Below are 25,627 nucleotides of genomic sequence, written 5' to 3' on the forward strand. Positions count from 1 at the left end.
GCCTCACCTCCTGAATGATCCGGTGCGCAGCCTGCTGGCGGCCGCTGCCGGCACCGGATGATGCGCGGAAGCCGAAGCCTCGATACGCAACTGGCATTCGAATGTCATGCCCTGGTCACCATTCCGGATTGCCAGGATGCGGCCGCCATTACGCTCCATCAACGCCCGGCTGAATGACAGCCCCAGCCCCATCCCATTGGGTTTTGATGAATAGAATGGCCGGAAGATGTTGCCTAGATCGGCGTCGGACACACCGCATCCGTTGTCTCGCACCGATACTCTTATGGACCCGTCCCTTTCCCTTGCCGTTACCGAAACATTCCGTTCACCAGTTGCCTGCGATACCTCGACGGCATCGAGCGCATTGACCAGCAGGTTGAGCAATACCAGCTGGATTTCGATCGGATCGCCCACTACGCGCGGCAGCAACGGATCAGCCATGCCATGTACCGTGGCGCCGCGAGCCTTGGCGTTGTCCTGCACCAGTTCCAGTGCCCGCGTTATCACGTCCCCGATATGGAACGGCACGCAGCGCGGCGCCTCGCCGCGTATCAACGCACGCACGCCGCGCACGATATCGCTGGCGCGCGAGGCATCGTTCACGATGTCGTCGAGGATTTCGCGGATCTCCGCCTGCTCGAGCCTGCCCGACATCAGGTACTCGCGCGCTGCCTGCGCATTGCTGGTGATCGCGGTCAACGGCTGGTTGAGTTCGTGCGCCAGCGATCCGGCCAGCTCCGCCATGCCGGGGCGGCTGGCGATATCAGGCAACGGACTTGCATTGGCTACGCGCGTCGCGACATCGTTAGCATGTCGCCGGCCGGTGCCGGACCTGAACAGCGTGGCCAGCGTGAAGCCGATCGACATGCCCGCCAGCAGCATGGGAATCCATTTCATGACAGCGTGGCAGCGCGATTCAGATATCGAGCTTGCCGATCTTGGTACCTTCCAGCGAAAGGTTGGCCATGATGCCGGCATTGGTCAGCACGAAGGCAATGATCGGCGCGCGCGCGGTATTGGTATCGATCTGGCCATTGGCGCCAATCGTGGCAAGCGCCACCGATCCATCCACGCCCGCGGTCCAGCCCTTGCTGTCCTGGAATTTCTTGAGCGCATCGTCGGTCATGAACAGCATGACCAGCGCCTTCGACTGGGCGCCGGCCAGCAGGCCAAACGATGCCGTGGTGGTCCGGTAGTACGCCACCGACGCGTTGTTCACGCGCAGCGCCCCCTCGCCGTATTCCGCGCCTACGATAAAGCCGCCCGCCAGGATCTTCGGGAACACCAGCACGCCCTTGGCCTGCTGCGTGAGCGACTGTGCAGAGCTGGCGGAAGCAAACAGCTTGCTCAGCGTGCCGTCCACGCCTGCGTCGATTTCACGTCGCTTGGCTGCCGCATCGCTGCCGGAAGTATTGGTGGTGCAGGCAATCAGCGCTGGCGCCAGTGCCAGCGAAGGCAGGAACATGAACAGCCGTCGATTCATGATGGTCTCCCTGGGCGTGCGGGAGCAGGCCAAGGGAGTTGGCGCTAATACGAGCTTGCAGCGCGCGACAAATCGATGACGCGCGGCGGCATTTCTCGATAAGGCGTCCCTGTGCGCTTACCCCACGCAAATGCGACTGAGTCTTCTTCTATTTCGTTGATGATTGGTACGATGGTTGGTGCCATACCAAGTTAGGTCGGTGTCTTAATGATTGCAATCTTTACTTCCCGAAGTTCAAAAAAATAAATCGCGTTGAAAATTGCATATCGCGTTTATCGGCCGCAAATCGGCCGCCTATCGGTCCAAAGCGCCATTCTTATCTGATTGCTTAATTTCGCAATGCGCAGATCGCGATACTTGCGCAACGTGCAATATTTGCAATCCGACAGCCTATCGTGCATCCGCCGCGAGCGGTTGCTGCAGGTCGGCGGACACCTTGTTCCAGCCCGGACCCGGGTCGAACGTATCGATCGCCGCGGCGCGTGCCCCGGTGTCGCGCCCCAGATCGCGCTCGTAAACCTGGCCATCGTGGCTGACCATGAAGCTCTTGATGCCGCTGTCGCCATAGCGCACAGGCCACGCCAGCACGGCGAATCCACCGAACAGCTTGCCATTGACCAGATAGGTATATTTACCGCCGGGCGCGGCCGCGCCTTGCGAAGTCAGCAGTTTGTAGCGATAGCCGTTATAGCCGTCCGTGGTCATGTGCTGGCCTACCGCATTGATAAATGCGGGCCCTAGCGGGCTTTCCGCTTCACCGGGTCGGGTCGGCCAATAGAGTCCGTCCTGCTTGCCTGGCGAGCTGACCAGTTTGCGCGCATAAACCAGCAGGCCATTGCCCTCGTGATTGCCGAGCGCGTATTCATGTTGCGCATCGTAGATGGCAAGCATGGTCTGGATGGTCGACAGTTCGTTCCTGCCAATGCGCCGCAGCCGGATTTCGGTGATACCCGCCGCAGTATCGAAATGCCATCGCCCATTGGACTTCACCAATGGTATGGGTAACGTCCAGCCATCGTTGCCCACGGCAATACGGGCATGGCCGTCGTCCTGCGTCTTGACGCCATGCGACTGGCTCCACGCGGCCAGGAACCGGTAACGCAGATCCGCTCCCAGCGGTGGGACCATACGCCGCGCCGACGGTCCCAGCAGTGCATCGATTGCCGTGTCGTTGCTGGTGGCCACGGCATCGCCAAATGCATTCATGGCAGCCTCGGGCGTGTCGAACGTCTTCTGCGCCCGCGCGGCCGAGACCAGTCCAGCGCATAGCGCGAGCGGCAGGACAGCGCGTGCGATGCGTATCCGCGATTTAGCTGTCAGCATGCCAGTCACCTTCCCTTGTCATCACGCCCGCCCGCTTACCGACGTCCACCACGGCCTCCGCCGCCACCGAAGCCACCGCCGCCACGGCCACCACCACCGCCGCCGAAGCCACCTCCGCCACCACCGCCGCGCTGCGCCGCGCCATGTCCTCCGCCAAAGCCCCCACCGCTCGAGCTGGCACGCCCGCGATCGAAATCGCGTTGCGACGCGCCTCCACCGCCGCCAACGCCCTGGAACGCATTGTCACGCCCGCCACCGTAGTTGGTGCGACTGGCACCACCACCGCGGTCTGCGCCACCAGCAGAGCGGTCGCTCACCCCGGCACGGTCGGCGCCACCGCGCTCGGTACCCAGGCGGTCGCCCGAGCGGTCTGCAGCACCGCCAGCGCTGCGATCACCGGCGCGATCACCGCCGCGATTGCCGGCACGGTCTGCGGAGCGGTCCCCTGCACGATCCCCGGCCCGATCCCCTGCGCGGTCACCCGCACGATCACCCGCACGGTCGCCGCCGCGGTTGTCGCCACGGTCGCCGGCACCCTCGCGCCCACGGAAATCGTTACGACGATCCGCGCCACCAACGTTGTTGCCGAATTTCTCGCGCGTGGCGTTGTCCCGGTAGGCCACACCCTTGCGGTGCGATGCATCGTGCTTCCACTTGCCGCCTTCCACCTTGGTGCGGTCGAAGTTACGGTCAATATTGGTGGCACGATTGACATTGATATTCACGTCGCCACCGCCCCAGTTGCAGTTCCCGAAGATGGCGCCCGCCGCGGCCAGGCCAACGCCCCACGCCAGGCCGGTCATCAGCGCGGCGCCCGGGTAGTACGCCGGATAGGGCGGCCAGTAATATGGCGGATACGACGGATAGCCCCAGCTGCCATAGACCACGGTCGGGTTGTACGCCGGCACGTAGATTACCTGCGGATTGGCCGGTTCAATGACGATGGTCTGCTGGGTGGTCGACCCCTGCGCCGGAGGCTGGACCACCACCTTCTGCTGCTCGTTCGACTTGAGGTTGCCCGACTGCTGGGCCTTGGCGCGCAACCGTTGGACCGCGGCCAACACGTCTTTCTCCTGCGCCAGGAATGCGTCGCCAAGCTTCTGGGTCCAGTCGAGCTTGTCGTTCATCGGCTCCAGAGCCTGCGGAAACGCTACCAGCGACTTCACGCTGACATCCCAAGGCTGGTCCTGTACTGCCTTGACCGCGGCATCGCCCTTGAGATTCGGATTGGCTTTCAGCCAGCGCGCCGCCTGCACGATCTCCAGCGGATAGGTCGACGCCATCAGTACCTGCGACAGCACGGAGTCCGGGTAGAGCGCAATGGGAGCTACCAGCGCCTCGATTTCTTCCGGCTTGAAGGTCGGTGCCTGGCTCGGCGCGGACTGCGCCATGGCGTTGCCGATTCCGAACAGGAAACAGGCAAGCATCCAGACTCCGATGCATCGCATGCGACGCACGCTAACAGCCATCATGGCGCCCCTCCCGCAAATGGTGCCGGCTGCCTCCCCTCGCCGGCATCCTGCAGAACATATAGATGGCGGATGCATTACCCGCAATGGAACCTTGGTCCAATACGCGCCTGCGTCCCGCGCGCGTACGCTAGCCAGCATTGCAGACCGCTACCGGTAGCCCCGGCCGACCCCATGGGCCGCGTGACATCATCAGGAACCCGCATTGCCTGCCGGGCATGCCTGTGCGCCATGCTGCTGTCGACTGGCGCTGTACCTGCCTGCGCGCAGGGCACGCCGGATTTCCAGGTACTGTTCGGTCCCGCAGTGCAGCGTCAGGCCAATGCGGTACTGACGCTGATGAGCTTCTCCGTGGTACCTGACCTGGCGTCGAGCTCACTGTCGATCAGCGACACGCAAACTGCAAACCCCGGCATCATCATGTCGCAGCTCGGTGGCGGATTCACGATCAGCAAGTCGTTTCCGCTCTATCTGGAGGGCGCGATCGCCTATAGCCGCTACGACCCGACCTTCGTGGCATCGAACGGCACCGATTCGCGCGCGATACCCACGCGCTGGAACACGGTGACAGGCACCATCGGCATTGGCTGGGACTTTCCATTGACCGAGGACCGGGAGCTGGTGATCCGGCCGATCCTCAATGCCTCTCTTGGCAACGTCTCCAGCGACTTGCGGCTGGCACAGGGTTTTGTCAATCGCAAGACCGACCGTACGATCAACTTCCTCGACGGCGGCTCGCTTAACGCGTATGGACTAGGCGGATCGCTGATGCTCGACTGGGAACACTATCGCCCGGAGCACGATATCGACGTGGAACTGCGCTATACGCATATCCACTTGCAGAGCTTTGGCGGATCGTCGGATGCAGTACAAGGAACCGCCACCGCGCAAACCGCCAACCTGTATGCACGCTGGCGCGCGCCGACCGGTCTCTACGCACTCGACCGGCCGGTACGCTATGTCCTGGAGCTATCCCATTCGCATTACCTTGGCGCACAGGCCGGCGCGCTCGGCTTCAACTACCTGACCACGCTGGGCCTGGGACTGGAACTCGATACCAGTGCCCACGAGGTGTTCGTCTCTCGCGTACGCGCGGTGGTGCGCTACGTGTTCGGCAACAACGTGTCAGGCGTTTCGCTTGGCCTCGCGGCAAGCTTCTGAACGGAGCTTTCGCGTTACTCGTTGACCGCCAGTTCGGTCTCGGGCACTTCAAACGCAGGCTGCTTCTTGCCGCTGCGACCGCGCCACGCCGACCATGTCACACCTGCCACCAGCAAGGCGGAGATCACCACGAACGTGCAGCTGATCGGACGGTCGATAAACACCGACATATCGCCGCGCGACAACAGCAATGCCCGACGGAAGTTTTCTTCCACCATCGGTCCCAGCACAAAGCCGAGCAGGATTGGCGCCACAGAGAATTCCAGGCACATCAGCAACGCGCCAATCAGGCCGAACGCCAGCACTTCCCAGATCTGGAACAGGCTGCTCTGCGTACTGAACACGCCCACCGCAATAAAGAACATCGCGGACGGGAACAGATAGCGGTATGGCACCTGCAGCAGCTTGACCCAGACCCCGATCATTGGCACGTTCAGGATCATCAGGATCACGTTGCCAATCCAGAAGCTGGCAATCAGGCCCCAGAAGATGTCCGGATGATCGCTGATCAGCTGAGGTCCCGGGGCGATGCCCTGGATCATCAGCGCTCCCAGGATCAGCGCCATCACCGCATCGCCCGGAATGCCCAGACTCATGGTCGGGATAAAGTCCACCTGCGTCTTCGAGTGCGACGATGCTTCCGGCGATGCCACGCCCGCGATCATGCCCGTGCCGAATTTCTCCGGTGTCTTCGAGATCTTGCGTTCCAGCGCATACGCCACGAAGGTCGTGATGGTCGGGCCGGTGCCCGGCATGGCCCCGAACAGCGTACCCACGCCGGTGCCGCGCACCATCGGCCAGAAGGCCTCCTTCAACTCCGCCAGGCTCGGACGCATATCGCGGATGCGCAGCTTGGCGTTGCTGGTCACCGCCGTCATGCGATTCACGTTCAGGATGAAGTCCGCCACACCGAACAGGCCCATCGCGATGGCCACCAGTTCCAGGCCATCGCTGAGTTCGGGAATGCCCAGCGCGAAGCGGAACGTACCGGTGTTGACGTCGGTACCCACCACGCCGCACAGCAGGCCGAACAGCGTCATGGCCACGCCCTTGAGCGGCGATCCGCGCGACATCGTCGACCCGGCCAGCAAGCCCAGCAGCATGATCGAGAAGATCTCGGCCGGCCCGAACTTGAACGCGATGGCGGTCAGCAGTGGCGACGCGAAGATCATCACCAGGATGCCCACCGACGCGGCAAAGAACGAGCAGATCATGGTGATGCCGAGTGCGGTGCCGCCCTTGCCGGCACGCGTCATCGGATACCCGTCGAGACAGGTCACCGCGTGCGGCGGATGCGACGGCAGGTTCAGCAGGATGGCGCCAATCGCGCCGCCGTACTGCGAACCATAGAAGATGCCGGCCAGCATCAGGATTGCCGGCACCGGGTGCATCACGTAGGTCAGCGGCAGCAGGATGGAAATGGCCGACAGCGCGCCCATGCCGGGCAGCACGCCAATCAGGTTGCCGACCAGAACGCCAAAAAACGACCACATCAGGTTGGACCCCTGGAAGGCTACGCCAAAGCCGAACCAGAGATCATGCAAGGCACTTGAAACCATGATACTTACGCTCCCCAGGCAAACAGCGGCAACTGCAACTGCAGCAACCACGAGAACACCACTGCCGCGATCACGCACATCGCAATTGCCAGGCAAATTGCCTGCTTGATGCTGTTGCTGCGGTCACCAAGTGCCGAAATGAAAACGATGGCGAAGGTAGCGGGGATCATGCCGCCGTACTTGCCGAACAGAAGGAATGAGAGCGTGCCCAGCACGATGCAGACCGTGCCACGCAGGTCGGGCGCTTTATGGCTGTGTCCGTGGCCTGCCGATGGCGGTTGCGCCGCCGGTTCGCCACGCGCGGAAACAGCAATCAGCACCCCCACGAAGGCCAGCAACGCACCAACGGAAACCGGAAAGAAGCCCGGCCCCATATGGCTGAGGGTGCCGGTGTGGTACTGCAGGCCCGCCGCCACCGCGGCCAACCCGACCAGCACCATCAGCGCGCCGCCGTAGTAGTCTTTCTTGAAACGGTGAGTCTGGCTCATTGGTCAGTCCTCCCGTGGCGATGCAGCGCAGGCTGCGATGCGGCACGATGCGCCATCCACTGGCAAGTGCCTGTACGTCGATCAAACATCGGTGTCTCCTCCGTTGCCCCGCACTATCGGGTCAGAGGGACTCTACAAACGACGTCTTCCAAGGGCCTTTCATGCGCCTTGCATTTTCCTTACGTTTTACATCACGTTGTGATGCATTGGATTCTGCAGCGGAAAAACCGGGGGAAATCCCTGAAAAGACAGACAAGATCCCTTGCGCCTGCATGTCTGATGCATTCAGACACAATCCACCCGCTCATTCACGCGGCCATCCACGCTTGAGGGATGCGCGCGTGCTACACGCCCATCACACGCAGTCCAAGCAGTACAACCACCGAAATGCCGAGCAGCAGAACCAGCGCCTGCCAGAAGCGCAGCGGGTTGCGTTCCAGTAGCGGCGGCGTCTGGCGCTGCCAGAACGCCTGGTCCGGCCGGCGCAGCGCCTCGACGAACTCCGACAAGGCCTCGTGCCGCTGGGCGGGATTGGGATGCAAGGCCTTGCGCAATGCATCATCGACCCATGCCGGCAGTTCGGGGCGTCGCTCGCGCAGCGGCACATAGCGCAGGCGCCGCAGGTCGGCGCGGTCGCGCACCTGGGTCACCTGCAATCCGTACGGCAGCTTCCCCGTCAGCATCTGGTATGCCAGCGTTGCCAGCGAATACAGGTCTGACGCCGCGCTGCCACCGTCCCCGACGAAATACTCGGGCGCGGCGTATTGCAAGGTGCCCACTGGCGCGCTGGCCCGCGCATCGCGCGTGCCTTCGGCGAGTCCCGCCACGTGGACGGTTCCGAAGTCCATGATCTTGACGGTTCCCGACCGGTCGATCATCACGTTCTCGGGCCGCAGGTCCTGATGCAGCATCTCGCGCCGGTGGAACGCCTGCAGCCCGCTCGCCAGTTGCGCCACGATCACGCGTACGGCATCGAGGTCCGGCAATGGATGATCGATCATCCATTGCGCGAGCGTCTGCCCCTCCACGTACTCCATCGCCACGAACAGATGACTGCGCGGACGCTCGACCTCATAGGGCCGGAGTACGTGCTGGTTGTCGATGCGACGGGCTACCCATTCTTCAAGCAGGAAACCATCGAGGTGCGCGGCATCATGGTGGCGGTCAACCGCCGGCGTCTTCAGCACCACGAACCGTCCGTTGCTGTCGTCGACCGCCAGGTGCACATGGCTGCGCGCACTGGCATGCAGTTCCCTGACCACCGTATAGCCTTCGAAGCGCATGCGCGGCACCAGCGGCGGCGGCAGCGCGAGTTGCGCCGCTTGTGCGAGCGTGCGCTGTGCATCGGGGGCCGGCAGCCCGTCGACCCGCGCGATCTGCAGCGTCGCGTTGTCAGGGCTGCCACGCTCCAGCGCGGTCTGCACCAGCGCTTGCGCGGCGCGGTTCAGGTCGCCGTCGCAAGCGGCCAGCGCATGGTGGACATCGCCGGCTTCCAGGTGCTCATAGGCACCATCGGTAGCCAGGAGGTAGACCTCGCCGGCTTCGACGCCCCAGGACCGATAGTCGATCTCGATGGACGACCCGGCTCCCAGCGCACGGCCCAGGTACGACTCCGACGCCGATACATGCACGCGATGATCGTCGGTCAGTTGTTCGAGTTTGTGGGGATGCAGCCGGTAGACACGCGCATCGCCAACGTGCAGCAGATGGGCTTCCCTGGCCTTGAAGATCAGCGCACTGAACGTGCAGACGTAGCCGCGGTCGCGGTCGAAGCGGGCGTCACTACGCCGGGTCTGCGCATACAGCCATGAGTTGGTCGCGGCCAGCACGCGCTGCGCCGCGCGCCGCACGGTCCAGGCGTCGGATGTGCAGTAATAGTCTTCCAGGAACGTCCGTACGGCCGCCGCGCTGGCCACCTGGCTTACCGCGCTGGTGCTGATGCCGTCGGCCAGCGCCAGCGCGATGCCCTTGTGGATGCGCTGCTGCCCGGCGGGCAGCGTCGCGCCATGGAAATCCTGGTTGACAGGTTTGCGGCCCGCCTCCGAGTGCTGGCCTATGCTGACATCGAGCCCGCCGCTCATGGCAGGACAGGATCAGCCCACCGCGCGCTTGGGCGCCGTCTTGTAGTGCGTGCTGTACAGCGTCGCGCCAACGAACGTCAGGCCGCCCACCACATTGCCCAGCACGGTCGGGATCTCGTTCCAGATCAGGTAGTCCATGATCGTGAAGTTGCCGCCCAGCATCAGGCCCGACGGGAACAGGAACATGTTCACGATCGAATGCTCGAAGCCCATGTAGAAGAACAGCATGATCGGCATCCACATGCCAATGACCTTGCCCGATACCGAGGTCGACATCATCGCGGCCACCACGCCCGTGGATACCATCCAGTTGCACATCACGGCGCGGATGAACAGCGTCAGCATGCCCGCCGCGCCGTGCGCCGCGTAGCCAACCGTGCGGCCTTCACCAATATGGCCGATCTTTTGCCCAACGATATTGGGCGCCTCGGAAAAGCCGAAGGTGAAGATGATGGCCATGAAGAGTGCCACGGTGATGGCGCCGGCGAAGTTGCCGCAGAAAACCAGGCCCCAGTTGCGCATCACGCCGCCCCAGGTGGCGCCCGGGCGCCGGTCCATCACGGCCAGCGGCGCCAGGGTGAACACGCCGGTCAGCAGGTCGAAGCCCAGCAGGTACAGCATGCAGAAGCCCACCGGGAACAGCAGCGCGCCGACCAGCGCATTGCCGGTGTTCACGGTGATGGTCACGGCGAATGCCGCGGATAGCGCAAGAATGGCACCAGCCATATACGAGCGGATCAGCGTGTCGCGCGTCGACATCAGCAGCTTCGACTCTCCGGCATCGACCATCTTGGTCACGAACTCGGCAGGGGCGAGATAGGCCATGGGGAAGGTTCCTCAATGTTTTCTTCGTTGGACGGACGAAAAAAAACGACGTCGTTCCCTGCGCGGCACAAACGGGCATGCCGCACGGGGAGGACGTCGTTATCCTGGTTCCTGATCTTCTCGCACGATCCATGCCCGAGGTCTGGCCGCCCTCGCCACGCCGCCCGCCCCTTTCACGGTGCAAATCAAGCCCGCTTTTGGTGCAAAGCACAATACGCAGTCAATCCTGGTGCGATGGTCCCGGCGCTGGCGCTGCAATCTCGGGCAACGCCAGCGTGGCTTCAGCGATATCGATGAGGCGGCGATTGTTGTCCATCGCGGCTTTCTGCAAGACGCGGAACGCGGCTTCCTCGCCAAGTCCGGTACGCGCCATCAGCGCGTTCTTGGCGCGCTCGATGACCTTGCGCTCGGCCAACGCGCGCCGCGCGGCATCGAGTTCCACCTCGGTGCGGGCCAGGCGCGTCGATTGCTGCTCCAGCAAGCCCTTCAGCGATGACACCGTGGCGGCGTCGACACTGCCTGGCGCATTCGAACCGTCGGGCATGCCGGGCAATACCGGCGCTGCGTCCGGGTGCCCCTCGGCATCGAAGAACCGTTCGACCGCATGGGTATGCGGGGGCGGATTGTCCAGCAAGCGACGCAACAGCCCCGCGGAATCCTGCAGGTCCGCCTGCGACGATGCGATTTCCGCCTCGCAGGCCGCTCGCAAGCTTTTGACGAGTTGCATCTGTAGCGTCCACATACCGGCAATCACCTTGCTGCAGACCTCGAACCATGTTTCGCTGGACTCGGTATCGAGCGCGCCGCCGGGCTGCGCGGTCAGCAAGGTGCGACGCATCTGCTCCAGGGCAACTACGTCTTCGCTGAGCGCCTGACGTCGCCACGCAGCAAGCAGCGGAGCGTCGGCAAACTTCTCGAGCACCTGGAAACTGCGCTTCTGCGCGTCGACCAGATGCAGTACACGCTGCTGCTGGATTTCCGTGCAGCCGCCCGACGCAAACATCTGGGCGCCCACCGCCCGCTCCTGACCGGCGGCTTCCTTGCCTTGCACCAGGTATACAAATGCCACCAGCGGCCGCGAGATGCCCGGATACATGGCTACGTCGGCCAGATGGAAGATCAGTTCCAGCAGCGCCGCGATCAGGCGACTGAACGCGGCCACGGCCTCATACGCGGTGGTCTGGCAAAGTCCGATGCTGGCCCGCAGTGCCGTGAGCGTGGCCAGGTCCAACTGCACCCAGGCCATCAGTGACACCATGGCGGCACTGCCTTTCTGCCCCGGCTCCAGTTGCCTGGCAAAGCTCTCGCCAAGGTGCAACTCGATGCGCATGGCCTCGGCCATGGCCGACTCGCGCTCCGCGGCAAGCCGCTGGCCGTGCGACGCAAGGAAAGCGCTGCTCGCACCCCGCTCACGCTGCAACGCGTGAATCAACTGGCCGATCAGATCCGCCAGTTCCACGCGGCTGGCCATCAGGCGCACGGCCTCGATTTCGAGTTGCTTGGCGTGGAGAACGAGTTGCGAGGCGGACAGGGACATCGTGGACAGGAAATGCGGGGGATGCATCTTTCCTGCAATCTTTGTGCCATGGTCGGCATGCCACTGGGATACTTAAAGACTAGACCCCGTCGGCGCCGCCGCCCAGTACGCGGTATAGCGTCACCAGGTTGTCCTGCCACGTCAGCCGCAGCGTGACCAGGTCTTGCTGGGCGGCGTACAGCGACCGTTGTGCCACCAGCACGTTGAGGTAACTGTCCACTCCCTTGCGATAGCGCGCCAGCGACAGGTCATAGGTTGCCTGGTAGGCATCCGTCAGCGACTGTTGCGCGGCCAGCCGTTCGTCGATGGTGCCGCGGGTGGCCAGCGCATCGGCGACTTCCTTGAAGGCGGTCTGGATGGCCTTTTGATAGTTGGCCACTTCGATGCGCTCGCTGACCTTTGCGGCATCGAGGTTGGCGCGGTTCGCCCCGCCATCGAACAACGGCAAGCTGACCGAGGGCGCGAATGCCCATGCGCCCGAGCCGGCCTTGAACAGTCCGGACAACTCGCCGCTGGCAGTGCCGGCGCTGGCGGTCAGCGTGATGCGCGGAAACAGCGCCGCGCGCGCCGCGCCGATATTGGCATTGGCGGCCCGCAGCGTGTGCTCGGCTTCGCGTACGTCGGGACGGTCCAGCAGCGCGTCGGAGGAAATTCCTGCCGACACCTCGCGGACCACGCCCGCCGTCAGGTCGGCCATCGGCGCGATGTCATCGGGAATCGTGGTTCCCAGCAACAGTGCCAGCGCGTTGCGGTCCTGCGCCACCTGCGCCGTGTAGCGCGCCACATCCACACGGGCGCTGTCCACGCTGGTCTGGGCCTGCTTGAGGTCCAACGCCGATGCAGCACCCAGTTCGAAACTGCGCTTGGTGATGGCATACGTGCCACGTTGCGCGTCCAGCGTATCCTGCGCCAGCTTGCGCAGCGTGACGTCGCTGCTCCACGTCAGATACGCGGTGGCAACTTCCGACACCAGCGTGATCTGCGCCGCGCGCCGCGCTTCCTCGGTTCCAAGATAGGTTTGCAGCGCCTGGTCGCGCAGGCTGCGCACCCTGCCAAACAGGTCCAGCTCATAGCTGGCGGCACCCACGCCAACACTGTACTGGTGCGTCGTAGCGGCCGAGGTCGCTCCCGAATAAGACGCCGGCGTGCGGGCCGCCGACTCATCCGCGGTGGCGTTGAGGGTCGGGAACAGTGCCGCGCGGTTGACCTGATATTGCGCGCGTGCCTTCTCGACATTGAGCAGACTCACGCGCAGGTCGCGGTTGTTGTCGAGTGCCAGCGCAATCAACCGCTGCAGCGTGGCATCGGTAAAGGCATCCCGCCACGGCAGATCGGCGGGCCGGGTATCGCTCGACGCCTTGGCATACGAATCGCCGGTGGGCCATGCGGTCGGCGTGGCAATGTCCGGCCGTTGGTAGGTCGGGGCCATCGTGCCGCAGCCAGCCAGTGCGGTCGCGCACGCCAGTGCAAGCGCTCCCAGGTGAAGTCGATACGTCATGTCCTTAGTCCTTGCCGCCGGATTCCAGCGCGAGCGTTGCGTCGGGTGCCGGCTTGCGGCGCGCCATGGCCGCGGTAATCGTGTGGAAGAACAGCGGCGCGTAGAAAATGCCCAGCAACGTGGCGGCCAGCATCCCGCCTGCCACGCCAGTACCCAGTGCGTTCTGGCTGCCTGCACCGGCACCGGTGCTGATGGCCAGCGGCAACACGCCAAGGATGAACGCGAACGATGTCATCAGGATCGGGCGCAAGCGCATGCGCACCGCCTGCAAAGTGGCGCTGGTCAGATCGATCCCCTGCCCGTACAACTGCTTCGCGAACTCCACGATCAGGATGGCGTTCTTGGCCGACAGGCCGATCGTGGTCAACAGCCCCACCTGGAAATAGATATCGTTGTCGAGCCCGCGCAGCGTCGCAGCCACCAAGGCCCCAAGGATGCCAAGTGGTACCACCAGCATCACCGAGAACGGAATCGACCAGCTCTCATAGAGCGCGGCCAGGCACAGGAATACGAACAGCACCGATACCGCATACAAGGCCGGCGCCTGCGAGCCTGACAACCGCTCCTGGTCGGACAAGCCGGTCCACTCGTGGCCAATGCCGTCAGGCAGCGTTTGCAAGATGCGCTCGATTGCACTCATGGCCTCGCCCGAACTCCTGCCCGGCGCGGCCTCGCCGACCACCTCGACCGACGACACGCCGTTGTAGCGCTCCAGCCGTGGTGGCCCCTGCGTCCACGATGCGGTAGCGAACGACGAGAACGGCACCATGTCGCCATCGGCATTGCGCACATACCAGTGGTCGATGTCCTCGGGCATCATGCGGCTCGACGCCATGCCCTGCACATAGACCTTCTTGACGCGCCCCTGGTGCAGGAAGTCGTTCACATATGCACCACCCCATGCCGTGGACAGCACGTCGTTGATGTCGGCCACGCTGATACCCAGCGCGCCGGCCTTGGCATGATCGATATGCAGGCTGACCTGCGGGGTGTCATCCTGGCCGTTCGGGCGCACGGCTACCAGGGCCGGGTCCTTTGCGGCGGCGGCCAGCAACGCGTCGCGCGCGGCCATCAGCTTGTCGTGCCCCAGGCCGCCGTTGTCCTTCAGTTCCAGGTCAAACCCCGTTGAATTGCCCATGCCCATCACGGCAGGCGGCACCATCGGGAATACATTGGCTTCACGGATCTTCGCGAACGCACCGCGTGCCCGCGCGGCAATCGCGGCGGCGCGCAGCGACGGCTTGTCGCGCACGCTCCAGTCCTTGAGCTGCGCAAAGATCATCGCCGTGTTCTGGCCGTTACCGCCAAAGCTGAAACCCACCACCGCGAAGGCGGATTGCACGGCGTCCTTCTCCTGCACCAGGTAGTACTGCTCCACCTGCCGGATCACTTCCAGCGTGCGGGCCTGCGTGGCACCGGCTGGCAGTTGCACCTGCGTCATCAGGATGCCCTGGTCTTCCTCTGGCAGGAACGATCCGGGCAGACGCGCCAGCAGCAATGCCATCACGATGCCCAGCGCCGCATACAGCGCAAGGTATCGGCGGCGGCGTCCCAGCATGCCGCGCACGGCGCCCTCGTAACGTACGGCACCGCGGTCGAAAGTCCGGTTGAACCAACCCAGCAGCCCACGCGATGCCGGCGCATGGCCGGGCTGGTGCGGCTTGAGCAGCGTGGCGCACAGCGCCGGTGTCAGCACCATCGCCACCACCACCGACAATGCCATCGCCGAGACGATCGTCACCGAGAACTGCCGATAGATCACGCCGGTGGAGCCGCCGAAGAACGCCATCGGCACGAACACCGCCGAGAGCACCAGGGCGATGCCGATCAGCGCGCCCGTGATCTGCGACATCGACTTGCGCGTGGCCGCCTTGGGCGGCAAGCCATCCTCGGCCATCACACGCTCGACATTCTCGACCACCACGATGGCATCGTCGACCAGCAGGCCGATGGCCAGCACCACGCCGAACATTGTCAAGGTATTGATCGAGAAACCGAGCGCCGCAAGCACGCCGAACGTACCGAGCAGCACCACCGGTACCGCAATGGTGGGGATCAGCGTGGCGCGGAAGTTCTGCAGGAACACATACATGACCAGGAAGACCAGCACGATGGCTTCGAGCAGCGTCTTCACGACCTCATGGATCGACAGCGTCACGAATGGCGTGGTGTCATACGGATAGACCGCCTTGACGCCTGCCGGCAGCGATGCCGACAGTTCACTGATCTTGGCCTTGACCGCATTCGCGGTGCTGAGCGCATTGGCGCCGGTGGCCAGCTTGATGCCCAGCCCGGTGGCCGGCTTGCCGTTGTAGCGCGACGTCGAGTCGTAGCTCTCGCTGCCAATCTCGACCTTCGCCACATCGCGCAAATGCACGGATGCGCCATCGGTCGTGGTCTTGAGCAGGATGGCTTCGAACTCCGCGGGCGTCTGCAAGCGGCTCTGTGCCGTCACGGTAGCGTTGAGCTGTTGCCCTGCCACCGACGGCGCACCACCGATCTGGCCGGCCGACACCTGGGTGTTCTGCGCTTCGATGGCCGTCTTGATATCGGCGGGCACCAGCTTGTAGCTGCGCAGCTTGTCCGGGTCCAGCCAGATCCGCATGGCGTACTGCGCGCCGAACACCTGCACATCGCCGACGCCGTCCACGCGGCTGATCGGATCCTGGATGCTCGATACCGCATAGTTCGACAGGTCGGCCTGCGACATCTTGCCGTCTTCGGAAACGAAGCCGACGATCAGCAGGAAGTTGCTCGACGACTTGGTCACCGACACGCCAAGCTGCTGCACCGTGGTGGGCAACAGCGACATGGCCAGCTGCAGCTTGTTCTGTACCTGCACCTGCGCAATATCGGGGTCGGTGCCGGCGTTGAACGTCAGGCGGATCGAGGCATTGCCAGCCGAATCGCTCGACGATGACATATAGCGCAGGTTGTCGATACCTTTCATCTTCTGCTCGACGACCTGCGTGACGCTATCCTCGATGGTCTTGGCCGAGGCACCGGGGTAGGTGGCCGCAATGCTGACCGACGGCAGCGCGATATCTGGATACTGGGCCACCGGCAGCGTGCGGATGGACAGCACGCCAGCCAGCATGATCACGATGGCGATCACCCATGCAAAGATGGGGCGGTCGATAAAGAAGCGCGACATCGTTACTGTGCCCTCCCCGCGGCTTCACGCGCCGGAGTTGCCGCGACCACGGCCGAGGCCGGGCGTGGTGCGTCGGCACTGACGGTTGCAACCGGCGTGACGGTCATGCCTTCGCGCACTTTCTGCAGGCCGTCCACGACCACGCGATCACCCGCGCCGATTCCGGCTGCAATCACCCAGTTGCCGCCTTCGCTGCGGCTCGTGTTGACCTGACGTACCTGGATGCGGTTGTCGCGATCGAGCACCATCACGGTGGGGTTGCCCTTGGCGTCGCGGCTCACACCCTTCTGCGGCACCAGCAGCGCCTTGTCGTCGACGCCCTCCTGCAACACCGCGCGCACATACATGCCGGGCAGCAGCTTGTGATCGGGGTTCGCGAATGTGGCACGCAGCGTAACCGCGCCCGTGGTCTGCTCCACCGACACGTCGGTGAACTGGAGCTTGCCGGTCTGCGCATAGGTCGTACCGTCTTCCAGCACCAGCCTGACATCGGCTCCCCCGTGCTGTACCGAACCATCCGCCAGGCGGCTGCGCAGGCGCAGCAGCTCGGCACTGGATTGCACCACGTCGACATACACCGTATCGAGCTGCTGCACCGTGGCCAGCGCCGTGGTCTGGCTGGCCGTGACCAGCGCACCGGCCGTCACGGCGGACTTGCCGATCTGGCCCGCGATCGGCGACGTGATGCGCGTGCGCTGCAGATCGATGCGGGCGCTCTGCAGCGTGGCCTCGTTGGCGATGACCTCGGCCTCATACGCTTCGAGCGAAGCCTTGGCGTCGTCGTAGTCCTGCTGGCTCACGCCCTGGATCTCGAGCAGTTCGTGGTAACGCTGCGCCTTGAGTTTGGCCGCCGCGAGCGAGGCACGCGACTTGGCCACCGCGCCGCGCGCATTGTCATAGGCGGCCTGATAGGAAGCGGCGTCGATCTGGTAAAGCACATCGCCGGCCTTGACCGTGTTGCCCTCGGTGAACAGCCGCTTCTGCACGATGCCGCCGACCTGCGGCCGCACCTCGGCCACCAGCGACGCCGAGACCCGGCCCGGCAACTCGGTCATCAAGGCGGTGCTGGCGGGCTGGATGGTAACGAAGCCCACCTCGGGCGCCGCAACGGCCGGTGCCGCGTCGTGATTACCGTTGCATCCGGCCAGCAACACCACGGCGGCCAACGCCGCAGCCGCCAGCGGTACTGCGCGTGGTGCGCGTGGTGCGTGATTGCTTGCTGTTGTCATGAATCCCTTTCCTGTAACCCGCGTCACCGCGCCTCCAAGTTGATCCCCAATGTGATCGGGAGGCGACCCCGGTTTGCGGGTAATTGGCATGTGGTCATTGTCGCGAGCGGCCTCGCGCGCAGGGGTAAGCAACCGCAAAGGAATTCGTAAAGAACCTGTAAAGCCGGCCGATCCGCGCTTGAGCGGCGGTGGAGATCACCGATAATGCGGCAGAAGGGACACGAAAAAACGGAAAAGGCGTGGAAATCCTGCTGATAGACGACGATGCGGAGCTGTGCGAGATGCTGGGCGAATACCTGGCAGGAGAAGGCTTTGCCGTCACCGCCTGCGCAAACGGCGAAGCCGGCGCGGATCTGGCGACCTCGGGCCGCTTTGTCGCGGTGCTGCTCGATATCATGCTGCCCCGCATCAGCGGCATCGACGTACTGCGCACGATCCGCACCCGAAGCACCGTGCCCGTGATCATGCTGACCGCCAAGGGCAGCGACATCGACCGCGTGATCGGATTGGAACTGGGTGCCGACGACTATGTGCCCAAGCCCTGCTACCCCCGCGAACTGGTGGCCCGGCTACGCGCGGTGTTGCGGCGCACGCAGGGCGGTGTCAACGCCGAGCGCGTGGACGAACTGGCGGCAGGGCCGGTCACGATCGTCCCGTCGCAACGGACTGCGTTCGTTGCCTCGGCGCACACGGGCTCGCAGGCGCTGGACCTTACCGTGACCGAATTCAATCTGCTCGAATACCTGGTACGCAATGTCGATCGTGCGGTGTCCAAGGACGATCTGTCGGTGCAGGTGCTGGGCCGCCCGCGGATGCAGTACGACCGCAGCCTCGACGTGCATGTGGGCAATCTACGCCAGAAGCTGACAGCCGCCGGCGCGCCCGAGTCGATGATCGCCACCGTCTGGGGCTTCGGCTACCGGCTCGATGCACAACAGGCAGACTGAACCGATGACGATGAAAACTCCGACGCCGATGCCCGTGTCGCCCTTTGCACCCCTGTCACCTATCGGCTCCATGGGCGGCCTGTTCTGGAAGATCCTGATCGGCTTCTGCCTGACCGTCACGGCCGTATCCGTCGGGCTCTGGCTGTGGTTCTCGGTGTTGCGCAACGACGCGCCGCATGTGCAGTTGATTCACGAGGTACAAATTGCGTCGTCCCATACGACGCTTGCCGCAGCCAGGGCGCTGATGGAATCGGGCGGCCAGCCCGCTATCGAGCGGTTCCGGCACGAGCTGGGTGGCCAGGGCACATTGACGTGGTCGCACGCCGCCGCGTCAGCCACCGAGGCTGGCGACGCGGTGCGCAGCCCGGATGGCCAGCTATGGCAGATCAGCTATACCCCGCCCGATGTATTGAGCCGGCTGCCGCGCGATACCGGACCACCCGCCCCGGTCATCGTGCTCTACGGGCTCTGCGGCCTGCTCTACAGCATTGCACTGGCCTGGTACCTGACCGCGCCACTGCAGCGCCTGCGCCGCGCGTTCGACCGCTTCGGCGCCGGTGATCTCGCGGTACGCACCGCGGCCGATGTGCAGGGTCGCCACGACGAAATTGCCGAGCTGTCACGCGATTTCGATGCCATGGCGGCACGGATTGCGCAGTTGATGGAAGGCCGCGAACGGCTGCTGCACGACGTCTCGCACGAACTGCGCTCGCCGCTGGCTCGCCTGCATGTTGCCGCGGGACTCGCGCGACAGGATCCCACCCGGATCGGACAATCGCTGAACCGGATCGAACGCGAAGCAGCGCGTCTGAACGAGCTCGTGTCTGGCCTGCTGACGTTGTCACGCATCGAATACGGCAGCCAGTCCGCGGCGGATCATTTCGATTTGCGGGCACTTTGCGAAGCCGTGGCCGCCGATGCCGATTTCGAAGGCTCGCACCGCGGCGTGCGTATCCGCTTCGACGCCGCAGCCAATGGCGAAGCACCGATGCATGGCAATCTGGAACTGATTCGGCGCGCGGTCGAGAACGTGGTCCGCAACGCGCTGCATGTATCCGCATCGGGACAGGAAGTCGTGGTCCGGTTCGAAGCCGACACGGCCCGGCCAGCGTACCGGATCAGCGTTGCCGATCAGGGCCCCGGGGTGCCGCCGGAACTGCTGCAGACCATGTTCGAGCCGTTCGTGCAGGCACAGGCCAACAAGGGCGGCTTCGGTCTGGGACTGTCGATCGCACAGCGTGCGATTGCCGCCCATGGTGGCACGGCAAGGGCAGCAAACCGGCCAGACGGCGGCCTTGAAGTCTGCATCGAGCTGCCGGCGGACATCGGTCCGGCTTGAAGCACCCGCCGGGCGAGTACCATAGCGGGTCCGGTGGCGCCCGACGCGCCGCCCTCCGCTGATTTCCTCGTACCATGCTGATCCAGATTCCCGACGTCCTGACCCCCGATGAAGTCCGCCATTTCCGGCAACGCCTGGAAGCATCGCCCTGGGTGGACGGACGGGTCACGGCCGGCGACCTGGCGGCGAAGTCGAAGTACAACCTCCAGTTGCCGGTCGACAGCCAGGAAGCCGTCGAACTGGGCGACCGCGTGCTGCACGCGCTGGGCCGCAGTCCGACCTATCATTCGGCAGCCCTGCCGCTGCGTGTGCTGCCGCCGATGTTCAACCGCTACGAGGGTGGCATGACGTTCGGCTCGCATGTCGACAATGCAATCCGCACCGTGCCGGGAAGCGGCGGCATGCGCATCCGTGCCGATGTTTCCAGCACCTTGTTTCTCTCTGACCCCGATGAGTACGACGGTGGCGAACTGGTGGTCAAGGACCTGTTCGGCACGCAATCGGTCAAGCTGCCGGCCGGGCATATGGTGGTCTACCCTGCGTCGTCACTGCACCATGTCACGCCGGTCACGCGCGGCTGCCGCTGGGCATCGTTCTTCTGGGCGCAGTCGATGGTCAAGGACGACGGCATGCGCGCCATGCTCTACGAACTCGATCTCGCGATCATCGACATCCGCACGCAGCTTGGCGACGACAACGCCGCGGTGCTGGCGCTGGTCAACCACTATCACAACCTGCTGCGGCGCTGGGCGGAGCTTTGATGATTCCCGCCGATACGGTATCGCTGCGCGATTACGAACGACGCTTTCACGAACGCGTCCATCCCGCCATTGCCGCATATATTGCCGGCGCCTCGGCCGACGGCATTACCCAGCGCGACAACCTTGCCGCGTTCGAGCGCATTCGCCTGATGCCGCGCACGCTGGTGGATATGTCGCAGGCATCCGCGCGTTCTGAACTGTTTGGTACTACGCTCGACTACCCGATCCTGATCGCCCCCACGGCGTATCACAAGCTGGTGCATGCGGACGGCGAACTGGCCACGGTGCACGCGGCATCGCTGACGCGTACCTGGATGACGGTCAGCACGCAGGCCAGCGTCACGCTGGAGGACATTGCGCGCACGTCCTCCACCACGCTCTGGTTCCAGCTCTATCTGCAAGCGCGGCGCGAGGATACGCTGACGCTGGTGCGACGCGCCGAACAGGCCGGTTACCGCGCCATCGTGGTGACGATCGATGCAACGGTGAACGGCATCCGCAATGCCGAACAGCGCGCCGGCTTCCGGCTGCCCGAGGGTATCAGCGCAGTCAACCTCGCCGCCTTCCCCGCGCCCGAGACAGTCGATGCCAGCCAGGGCAGCCCGGTCTTTCGCGGCATGCTGCGGCACGCGCCTACCTGGCACGACATCGCCTGGCTATGCGGAGAGACAAGGCTTCCGGTACTGGTCAAGGGCCTGCTCAATCCCGCCGATGTAAAGCCGGCACTGGACGCCGGTGTGGCCGGCATTGTCGTCTCCAACCATGGCGGCCGCACACTTGACACCGTGCCCGCCACGATCGACGCGCTGCCCGCCATTGCCCAGGCGGTGGCCGGCGCGGTGCCGATCCTGCTGGACGGCGGCATCCGGCGCGGCACCGATATCGCCAAGGCCATCGCGCTCGGCGCCCGGGCCGTACTGGTCGGCCAACCGATCCTGCATGCACTGGCGGTTGGCGGCATGCCTGGTGTCGCCCATATGCTGACCATGCTCCAGGCCGAACTGGAGGTAGCCATGGCACAGTTGGGCTGCCCGACGCTGGCGTCGTTGGACGAGGCCAGCCTGAAACGCTGATGTCTTGCTCCCCTCTCCCGCGCGCGGGAGAGGGGCTGGGGGTGAGGGCCGGCGGCTCAAGCCGAGACAGGTCGCAATTTGAACCTCATGCCCTCACCCCCACCCCTCTCCCATTTCATGGGAGAGGGGAGCGCATAACAACGGTGATCGGTACGTCTACAATGTCCAGACCTCGACCTTTCCACCGGCTTTTATGAAGCGTCAATTCGACGACCTGCAGCTTGGCAGCATCGAACTGTTCTGCCTGGCCGCGGAACTGAGCAGTTTCACTGCGGCCGCGGTCGCCGCGGGTGTCACGCCGGCGGCGGTCAGCCGCAGTGTCTCGCGGCTCGAAGAACGGCTCGGCGTACGCCTGTTTGTGCGCACCACGCGCCAGATCCGGCTTACCGACGAAGGCCGGTCTTATTTCGAGCAGAGCCGTGGCGCACTGGCCCAACTGGTGGATGCCGAGCGGCAGATCAGCGGACAGCACGCCACGCCGGCCGGCCGCCTGCGCATCAGCCTGCCCACGCCTTACGCCCACTATCGCGTGTTGCCGGTGTTGCCCGCATTCCGGGAGCGCTATCCCGAAGTCGAGATCGACGTTCATATCAGCAATCGCAATGTCGATTTCGCGGACGACACCTACGACCTCTCGGTACGCGGTCGCGCGCCCGATGACTCCGCGCTGATTGCGCGCAAGCTCGAGGACGCCGAGTTGGTGGTGGTGGCTACACCGGCCTACCTGAAACGGCATGGCGTGCCAGCCACACTGGACGACCTGCTGGCGCACGAATGCATCCAGTTCGAGCGGCCCAGCAGCGGACGGCGGATTCCGTGGACCTTCCGGCAGGACGGGGAAGATATCGACATCGTCACCACCGGCTCGTATTCCACATCGGAAGACATACTAGGCTGCGTCACGCTGGCGCGCGCTGGCGCAGGCCTGTTCCAGACCTACCGCTTTGTCTTGGAACAGGATCTGCGTGACGGCACGCTGGTGGAGGTGCTCAAGGAATTCGGCGGCAGCACACGTCCGTTTGTGCTGCTCTACCCGCATGCCCGGCACGTATCGCGCCGGGTACGGGCCTTCGTGGATTTCCTGGTCGAGAAGTTCGAACCCTGATCGTCAGCTCACTGCTTGACTTGCGCGATCACCACGAGGATCACGGCAGCATTGCCCGGTTGCTGGGTCTGCGAGTATGCCGCACGCGCGTGTCCGGCCTTCTCGCCCAGCACATCGGCAAACAGGTCCGATGCGCCATCCAGTACAGCCGGCTGGTCGAACGAGCCAGGGGCACTGGTGACATGCCCTTCCAGCCGGACGATATGGTCGAGGCGATCAAAGCCGCCCAGATGCGCATGGATCTGGGACAGCACATTCAGGGCGGCCAGTTGCGCGGCTTGCTGACCCTGCTCCACTGTCAGGTCCTTGCCGACCTGCCCCTGCCAGACCACCTTGCCGTCCTGTAGCGGCAACTGGCCCGAGATGAACAGCAGGTCGCCGGCACGGCTGACGGCCGTATAGCTGCCCAGCGGTTGCGGGGGCGGCGGCAGCTTCAGTCCGCGCGCTGCAAGTTTCGATTCGACCGACATGTTGGACTCCTTGGGATTGCCGTTGGCTTGCAACGAACTATAGGAGTGGCCAAAGCGCCGATAAACCGACCCGGGCGAACATGAATTGATACACCGCGGAACAAGTCGGCCGTTCAGTTACAAGTTACGAGTTACGCCTTACTCGTCATGGGTTGGCAGCGTAACCGTCACGGTAGTCTGTCCGTCCCGTGACGCGGCCTCGATGGTGCCGCCATGCAGCTCGACAATGGACCGGCAGACCGCCAGTCCAATACCCATGCCGTCATCCTTGGTGCTGAAGAACGGCTCGAAGATCCTGGCCAACTGGTCTGGCGCAATGCCCTTGCCGTTATCGCTGACTTCAATGACCGCACTTTCGCCAGGCCCGCGGCGGGTTTTCAGATACACGGCGGGGGCGCAGTCGGGAACATCCTGGCGGGCTTCCACGGCATTGAGCAACAGGTTCAGAACCACCTGCTGAATCTGCACGCGGTCTCCCAGCACCACGGGCATTGCCGCATCGAGGTCGAGTTGCAGATTCACGTTGGCATCCTGGATCCGGCAGTCGACCAGCGGCAAGACTTCCAGCAGTGCCTGGTCGAGCCGGAATGGACGAAGGGTAACGGGCTCGCGCCGCATCAGCGCGCGCAGACTACGAATCACCTGCTCGGCGCGTTCGGATTGGTCCTGGATACGCTGGATCCCTTCAACGACTTCGTCGATGTCGGGTGTCTCACGGTTCATCCAGCGGCGGATGGCGGACGCCTCGATGCGGATCGCGGTCAGCGGCTGGCGGATTTCATGGGCAATCGATGCAGCAAGCGTGCCCAGCGTTGCCACGCGCGCCAGGTGGACCATCTGTTCGTGCAGGCATTGCACGATCGCCTGGTCGTCGCGGCAATCGCCGGTATCCGCGCCAAACCCGTCCAGGTTCTGCTGGATGCGTCGCTCGATCGCGGTGGCAATGTCGCGCACCATGCGGATAGCGTCACGCTGGATTGCCATCTGCCCGGGCTGGTGGCTTTGCGATGTCACAGCCTGCGTCTCCAGTTGGGGTGGTCAAGCACCCGCAACGGTCCGGCGTGAAGCGCGGCAAACCGTGCGGCAGTCCAGCCCGAATCTACGCGGTGCCCGGAGAATTGCCTTGTCAGTTTGTGCCGCGCCTTGTCGATATTTGCGCGCTATGTGCAGCGGCGGCGCCAGACGCCGGGCGCCATGCCCATCACCCGCGCAAAGGTGCGGGTGAAATGGCTTTGGTCAGAGAAGCCACAGGCAATCGCCACCTCGGCCAGCGGCAGCGCGGTATCGCGCAGCAATGCGCGAGCGCGCTCGAGTCGTTGCGCCATCAACCACTGGTAAGGCGTTTGCCCGGTGGTATCGCGAAACGCACGCGTGAAATGGCTACGCGAGAGCTGGCATGCATCGGCGACCTCGGCAATGGACAGGTCACCATCCATCCTGGCAGACAGCAGGTCCTTGGCCCTGGCCACGTTACGCGGCGACAGCAACCGGTTACCCTTGCTCGACACCTCGGGTTCCGCACCATATTGACGGACCAGATGCGCGCCGATGGCCATGCCCAATTGATCCACGAATAGCCGGCACGCATATTCGGGGTGGCTCAGTGCCGGTGCCATGGCCTGCGCCAGATTGGCCAGCACCGGGTCCGTATGGCCGGCAACCTCCTGCAGACTGCGCACCCGCGTGCGGCCCAGCTCAACACTGGTGCGCTCGATAAAACCGGGCGGCAACTCCATCAGGATGAAATCGAAAGCGGTATCGAAATCCGCCTTGTAGTCTTCGGACAGGCTGCGCAGATAGATGGCGCCATTGTCGAAGTCATGCGTGCTGCCGTGCCGCCCCCGAAAAATCCGGCGACGATGGCCCGGGTTCAGCGACACGCCGGCCACGAAACCGCGTTCGGCGGCAGGCATCTCGATCTGGCCCGATGGCTGGCGCGAACTCTTGCGGTAGAACTGGATATCGGTGCCGGCCAGCGACTGGTCGGCGTTGAGCTTGTCCGCTGCGCATCCAAACGCATCGACCGGGGCTGGCTTGGTCTTCGGGGCAGGAGTGGTTCGGGTTGGCGGCATGGGTTCCTCCGCGATACATCACGGTCACGTCGCATGTCTTCCCGACGCGACAA

21 protein-coding genes are annotated in these 25,627 nt (G+C 64.2%); 6 read left to right on the forward strand and 15 right to left on the reverse strand.

The window, feature by feature from the left end; genetic code table 11:
- Positions 1-3 precede the first annotated feature (3 nt).
- From ACO550_RS15420 to ACO550_RS15435, 4 genes are all read right to left on the reverse strand, one after another.
- Entirely contained in the window at positions 4-897 is an 894-nt protein-coding gene (locus tag ACO550_RS15420) for a sensor histidine kinase (RefSeq protein WP_315592413.1), read from the reverse strand.
- 19 nt (positions 898-916) lie between these two features.
- Entirely contained in the window at positions 917-1,483 is a 567-nt protein-coding gene (locus tag ACO550_RS15425) for a BPSL1445 family SYLF domain-containing lipoprotein (RefSeq protein WP_315592414.1), read from the reverse strand.
- A gap of 390 nt (positions 1,484-1,873) precedes the next feature.
- The gene (locus ACO550_RS15430; RefSeq protein ID WP_315592415.1) at positions 1,874-2,806 is read right to left on the reverse strand and encodes a DUF2950 family protein; all 933 of its coding nucleotides are present in this window, start codon (positions 2,804-2,806) and stop codon (positions 1,874-1,876) included.
- A 35-nt stretch (positions 2,807-2,841) separates the two neighbouring features.
- Entirely contained in the window at positions 2,842-4,278 is a 1,437-nt protein-coding gene (locus ACO550_RS15435; protein ID WP_485994897.1) for a DUF3300 domain-containing protein, read from the reverse strand.
- 228 nt (positions 4,279-4,506) lie between these two features.
- On the opposite strand from ACO550_RS15435, the gene ACO550_RS15440 reads away from it, so the two are divergent.
- Positions 4,507-5,436, forward strand: coding sequence for a hypothetical protein (locus ACO550_RS15440; RefSeq protein WP_315592417.1), 930 nt, complete (start codon positions 4,507-4,509; stop codon positions 5,434-5,436).
- 14 nt (positions 5,437-5,450) lie between these two features.
- Here ACO550_RS15440 and ACO550_RS15445 read toward each other — a convergent pair whose 3' ends face one another.
- The 8 genes from ACO550_RS15445 to ACO550_RS15480 form a co-directional block, all read right to left on the reverse strand.
- Entirely contained in the window at positions 5,451-6,995 is a 1,545-nt protein-coding gene (locus ACO550_RS15445) for a tripartite tricarboxylate transporter permease (protein WP_315592418.1), read from the reverse strand.
- Positions 6,996-7,000: 5 nt separating this feature from the next.
- Positions 7,001-7,483 (reverse strand): tripartite tricarboxylate transporter TctB family protein, encoded by a 483-nt coding sequence (locus ACO550_RS15450; RefSeq protein WP_315592419.1) that lies wholly within the window; start codon positions 7,481-7,483, stop codon positions 7,001-7,003.
- Between the two features lie 344 nt (positions 7,484-7,827).
- On the reverse strand, positions 7,828-9,564 hold the full coding sequence (locus ACO550_RS15455) for a bifunctional protein-serine/threonine kinase/phosphatase (protein ID WP_315592420.1): 1,737 nt from the start codon (positions 9,562-9,564) through the stop codon (positions 7,828-7,830).
- Positions 9,565-9,576: 12 nt separating this feature from the next.
- On the reverse strand, positions 9,577-10,389 hold the full coding sequence (locus tag ACO550_RS15460) for a formate/nitrite transporter family protein (protein ID WP_315592421.1): 813 nt from the start codon (positions 10,387-10,389) through the stop codon (positions 9,577-9,579).
- A gap of 220 nt (positions 10,390-10,609) precedes the next feature.
- Positions 10,610-11,953 carry a nitrate- and nitrite sensing domain-containing protein gene (locus ACO550_RS15465; RefSeq protein ID WP_315592422.1) on the reverse strand — a complete coding sequence of 448 codons (1,344 nt, stop codon included), beginning with the start codon at positions 11,951-11,953 and terminating at the stop codon, positions 10,610-10,612.
- A gap of 52 nt (positions 11,954-12,005) precedes the next feature.
- Positions 12,006-13,424 carry an efflux transporter outer membrane subunit gene (locus ACO550_RS15470; RefSeq protein ID WP_315592423.1) on the reverse strand — a complete coding sequence of 473 codons (1,419 nt, stop codon included), beginning with the start codon at positions 13,422-13,424 and terminating at the stop codon, positions 12,006-12,008.
- Positions 13,425-13,428: 4 nt separating this feature from the next.
- The gene (locus tag ACO550_RS15475; protein ID WP_315592424.1) at positions 13,429-16,578 is read right to left on the reverse strand and encodes an efflux RND transporter permease subunit; all 3,150 of its coding nucleotides are present in this window, start codon (positions 16,576-16,578) and stop codon (positions 13,429-13,431) included.
- A gap of 2 nt (positions 16,579-16,580) precedes the next feature.
- Positions 16,581-17,807: an efflux RND transporter periplasmic adaptor subunit gene (locus ACO550_RS15480; protein ID WP_315592425.1), complete on the reverse strand. Its 1,227-nt coding sequence runs from the start codon at positions 17,805-17,807 to the stop codon at positions 16,581-16,583.
- Positions 17,808-18,046: 239 nt separating this feature from the next.
- Here ACO550_RS15480 and ACO550_RS15485 point away from each other — a divergent pair, with 239 nt between their 5' ends.
- The 5 genes from ACO550_RS15485 to ACO550_RS15505 all read left to right on the forward strand — a co-directional run bounded on the left by ACO550_RS15485 (position 18,047) and on the right by ACO550_RS15505 (position 23,032).
- Positions 18,047-18,754, forward strand: a complete 708-nt coding sequence (locus tag ACO550_RS15485) for a response regulator (protein ID WP_315592426.1) — start codon at positions 18,047-18,049, stop codon at positions 18,752-18,754.
- A gap of 4 nt (positions 18,755-18,758) precedes the next feature.
- Positions 18,759-20,093 (forward strand): HAMP domain-containing sensor histidine kinase, encoded by a 1,335-nt coding sequence (locus ACO550_RS15490; protein ID WP_315592427.1) that lies wholly within the window; start codon positions 18,759-18,761, stop codon positions 20,091-20,093.
- Positions 20,094-20,167: 74 nt separating this feature from the next.
- The gene (locus tag ACO550_RS15495; RefSeq protein ID WP_315592428.1) at positions 20,168-20,854 is read left to right on the forward strand and encodes a Fe2+-dependent dioxygenase; all 687 of its coding nucleotides are present in this window, start codon (positions 20,168-20,170) and stop codon (positions 20,852-20,854) included.
- Positions 20,854-21,927, forward strand: a complete 1,074-nt coding sequence (locus ACO550_RS15500) for an alpha-hydroxy-acid oxidizing protein (protein ID WP_315592429.1) — start codon at positions 20,854-20,856, stop codon at positions 21,925-21,927. Before ACO550_RS15495 ends, ACO550_RS15500 begins: the two co-directional genes overlap by 1 nt.
- A gap of 193 nt (positions 21,928-22,120) precedes the next feature.
- A complete protein-coding gene (locus tag ACO550_RS15505; protein ID WP_315592430.1) occupies positions 22,121-23,032 on the forward strand; it encodes a LysR family transcriptional regulator in 912 nt (303 codons plus the stop codon).
- 8 nt (positions 23,033-23,040) lie between these two features.
- Here ACO550_RS15505 and ACO550_RS15510 read toward each other — a convergent pair whose 3' ends face one another.
- The 3 genes from ACO550_RS15510 to ACO550_RS15520 all read right to left on the reverse strand — a co-directional run bounded on the left by ACO550_RS15510 (position 23,041) and on the right by ACO550_RS15520 (position 25,574).
- Entirely contained in the window at positions 23,041-23,502 is a 462-nt protein-coding gene (locus ACO550_RS15510) for an Atu1372/SO_1960 family protein (protein ID WP_315592431.1), read from the reverse strand.
- A 138-nt stretch (positions 23,503-23,640) separates the two neighbouring features.
- Positions 23,641-24,516, reverse strand: coding sequence for a sensor histidine kinase (locus tag ACO550_RS15515; protein WP_315592432.1), 876 nt, complete (start codon positions 24,514-24,516; stop codon positions 23,641-23,643).
- Between the two features lie 146 nt (positions 24,517-24,662).
- Complete coding sequence (locus tag ACO550_RS15520) at positions 24,663-25,574, reverse strand: helix-turn-helix domain-containing protein (RefSeq protein ID WP_315592433.1); 912 nt, start codon at positions 25,572-25,574, stop codon at positions 24,663-24,665.
- Positions 25,575-25,627: the final 53 nt, after the last annotated feature.

It is taken from the genome of Cupriavidus sp., assembly GCF_057315035.1.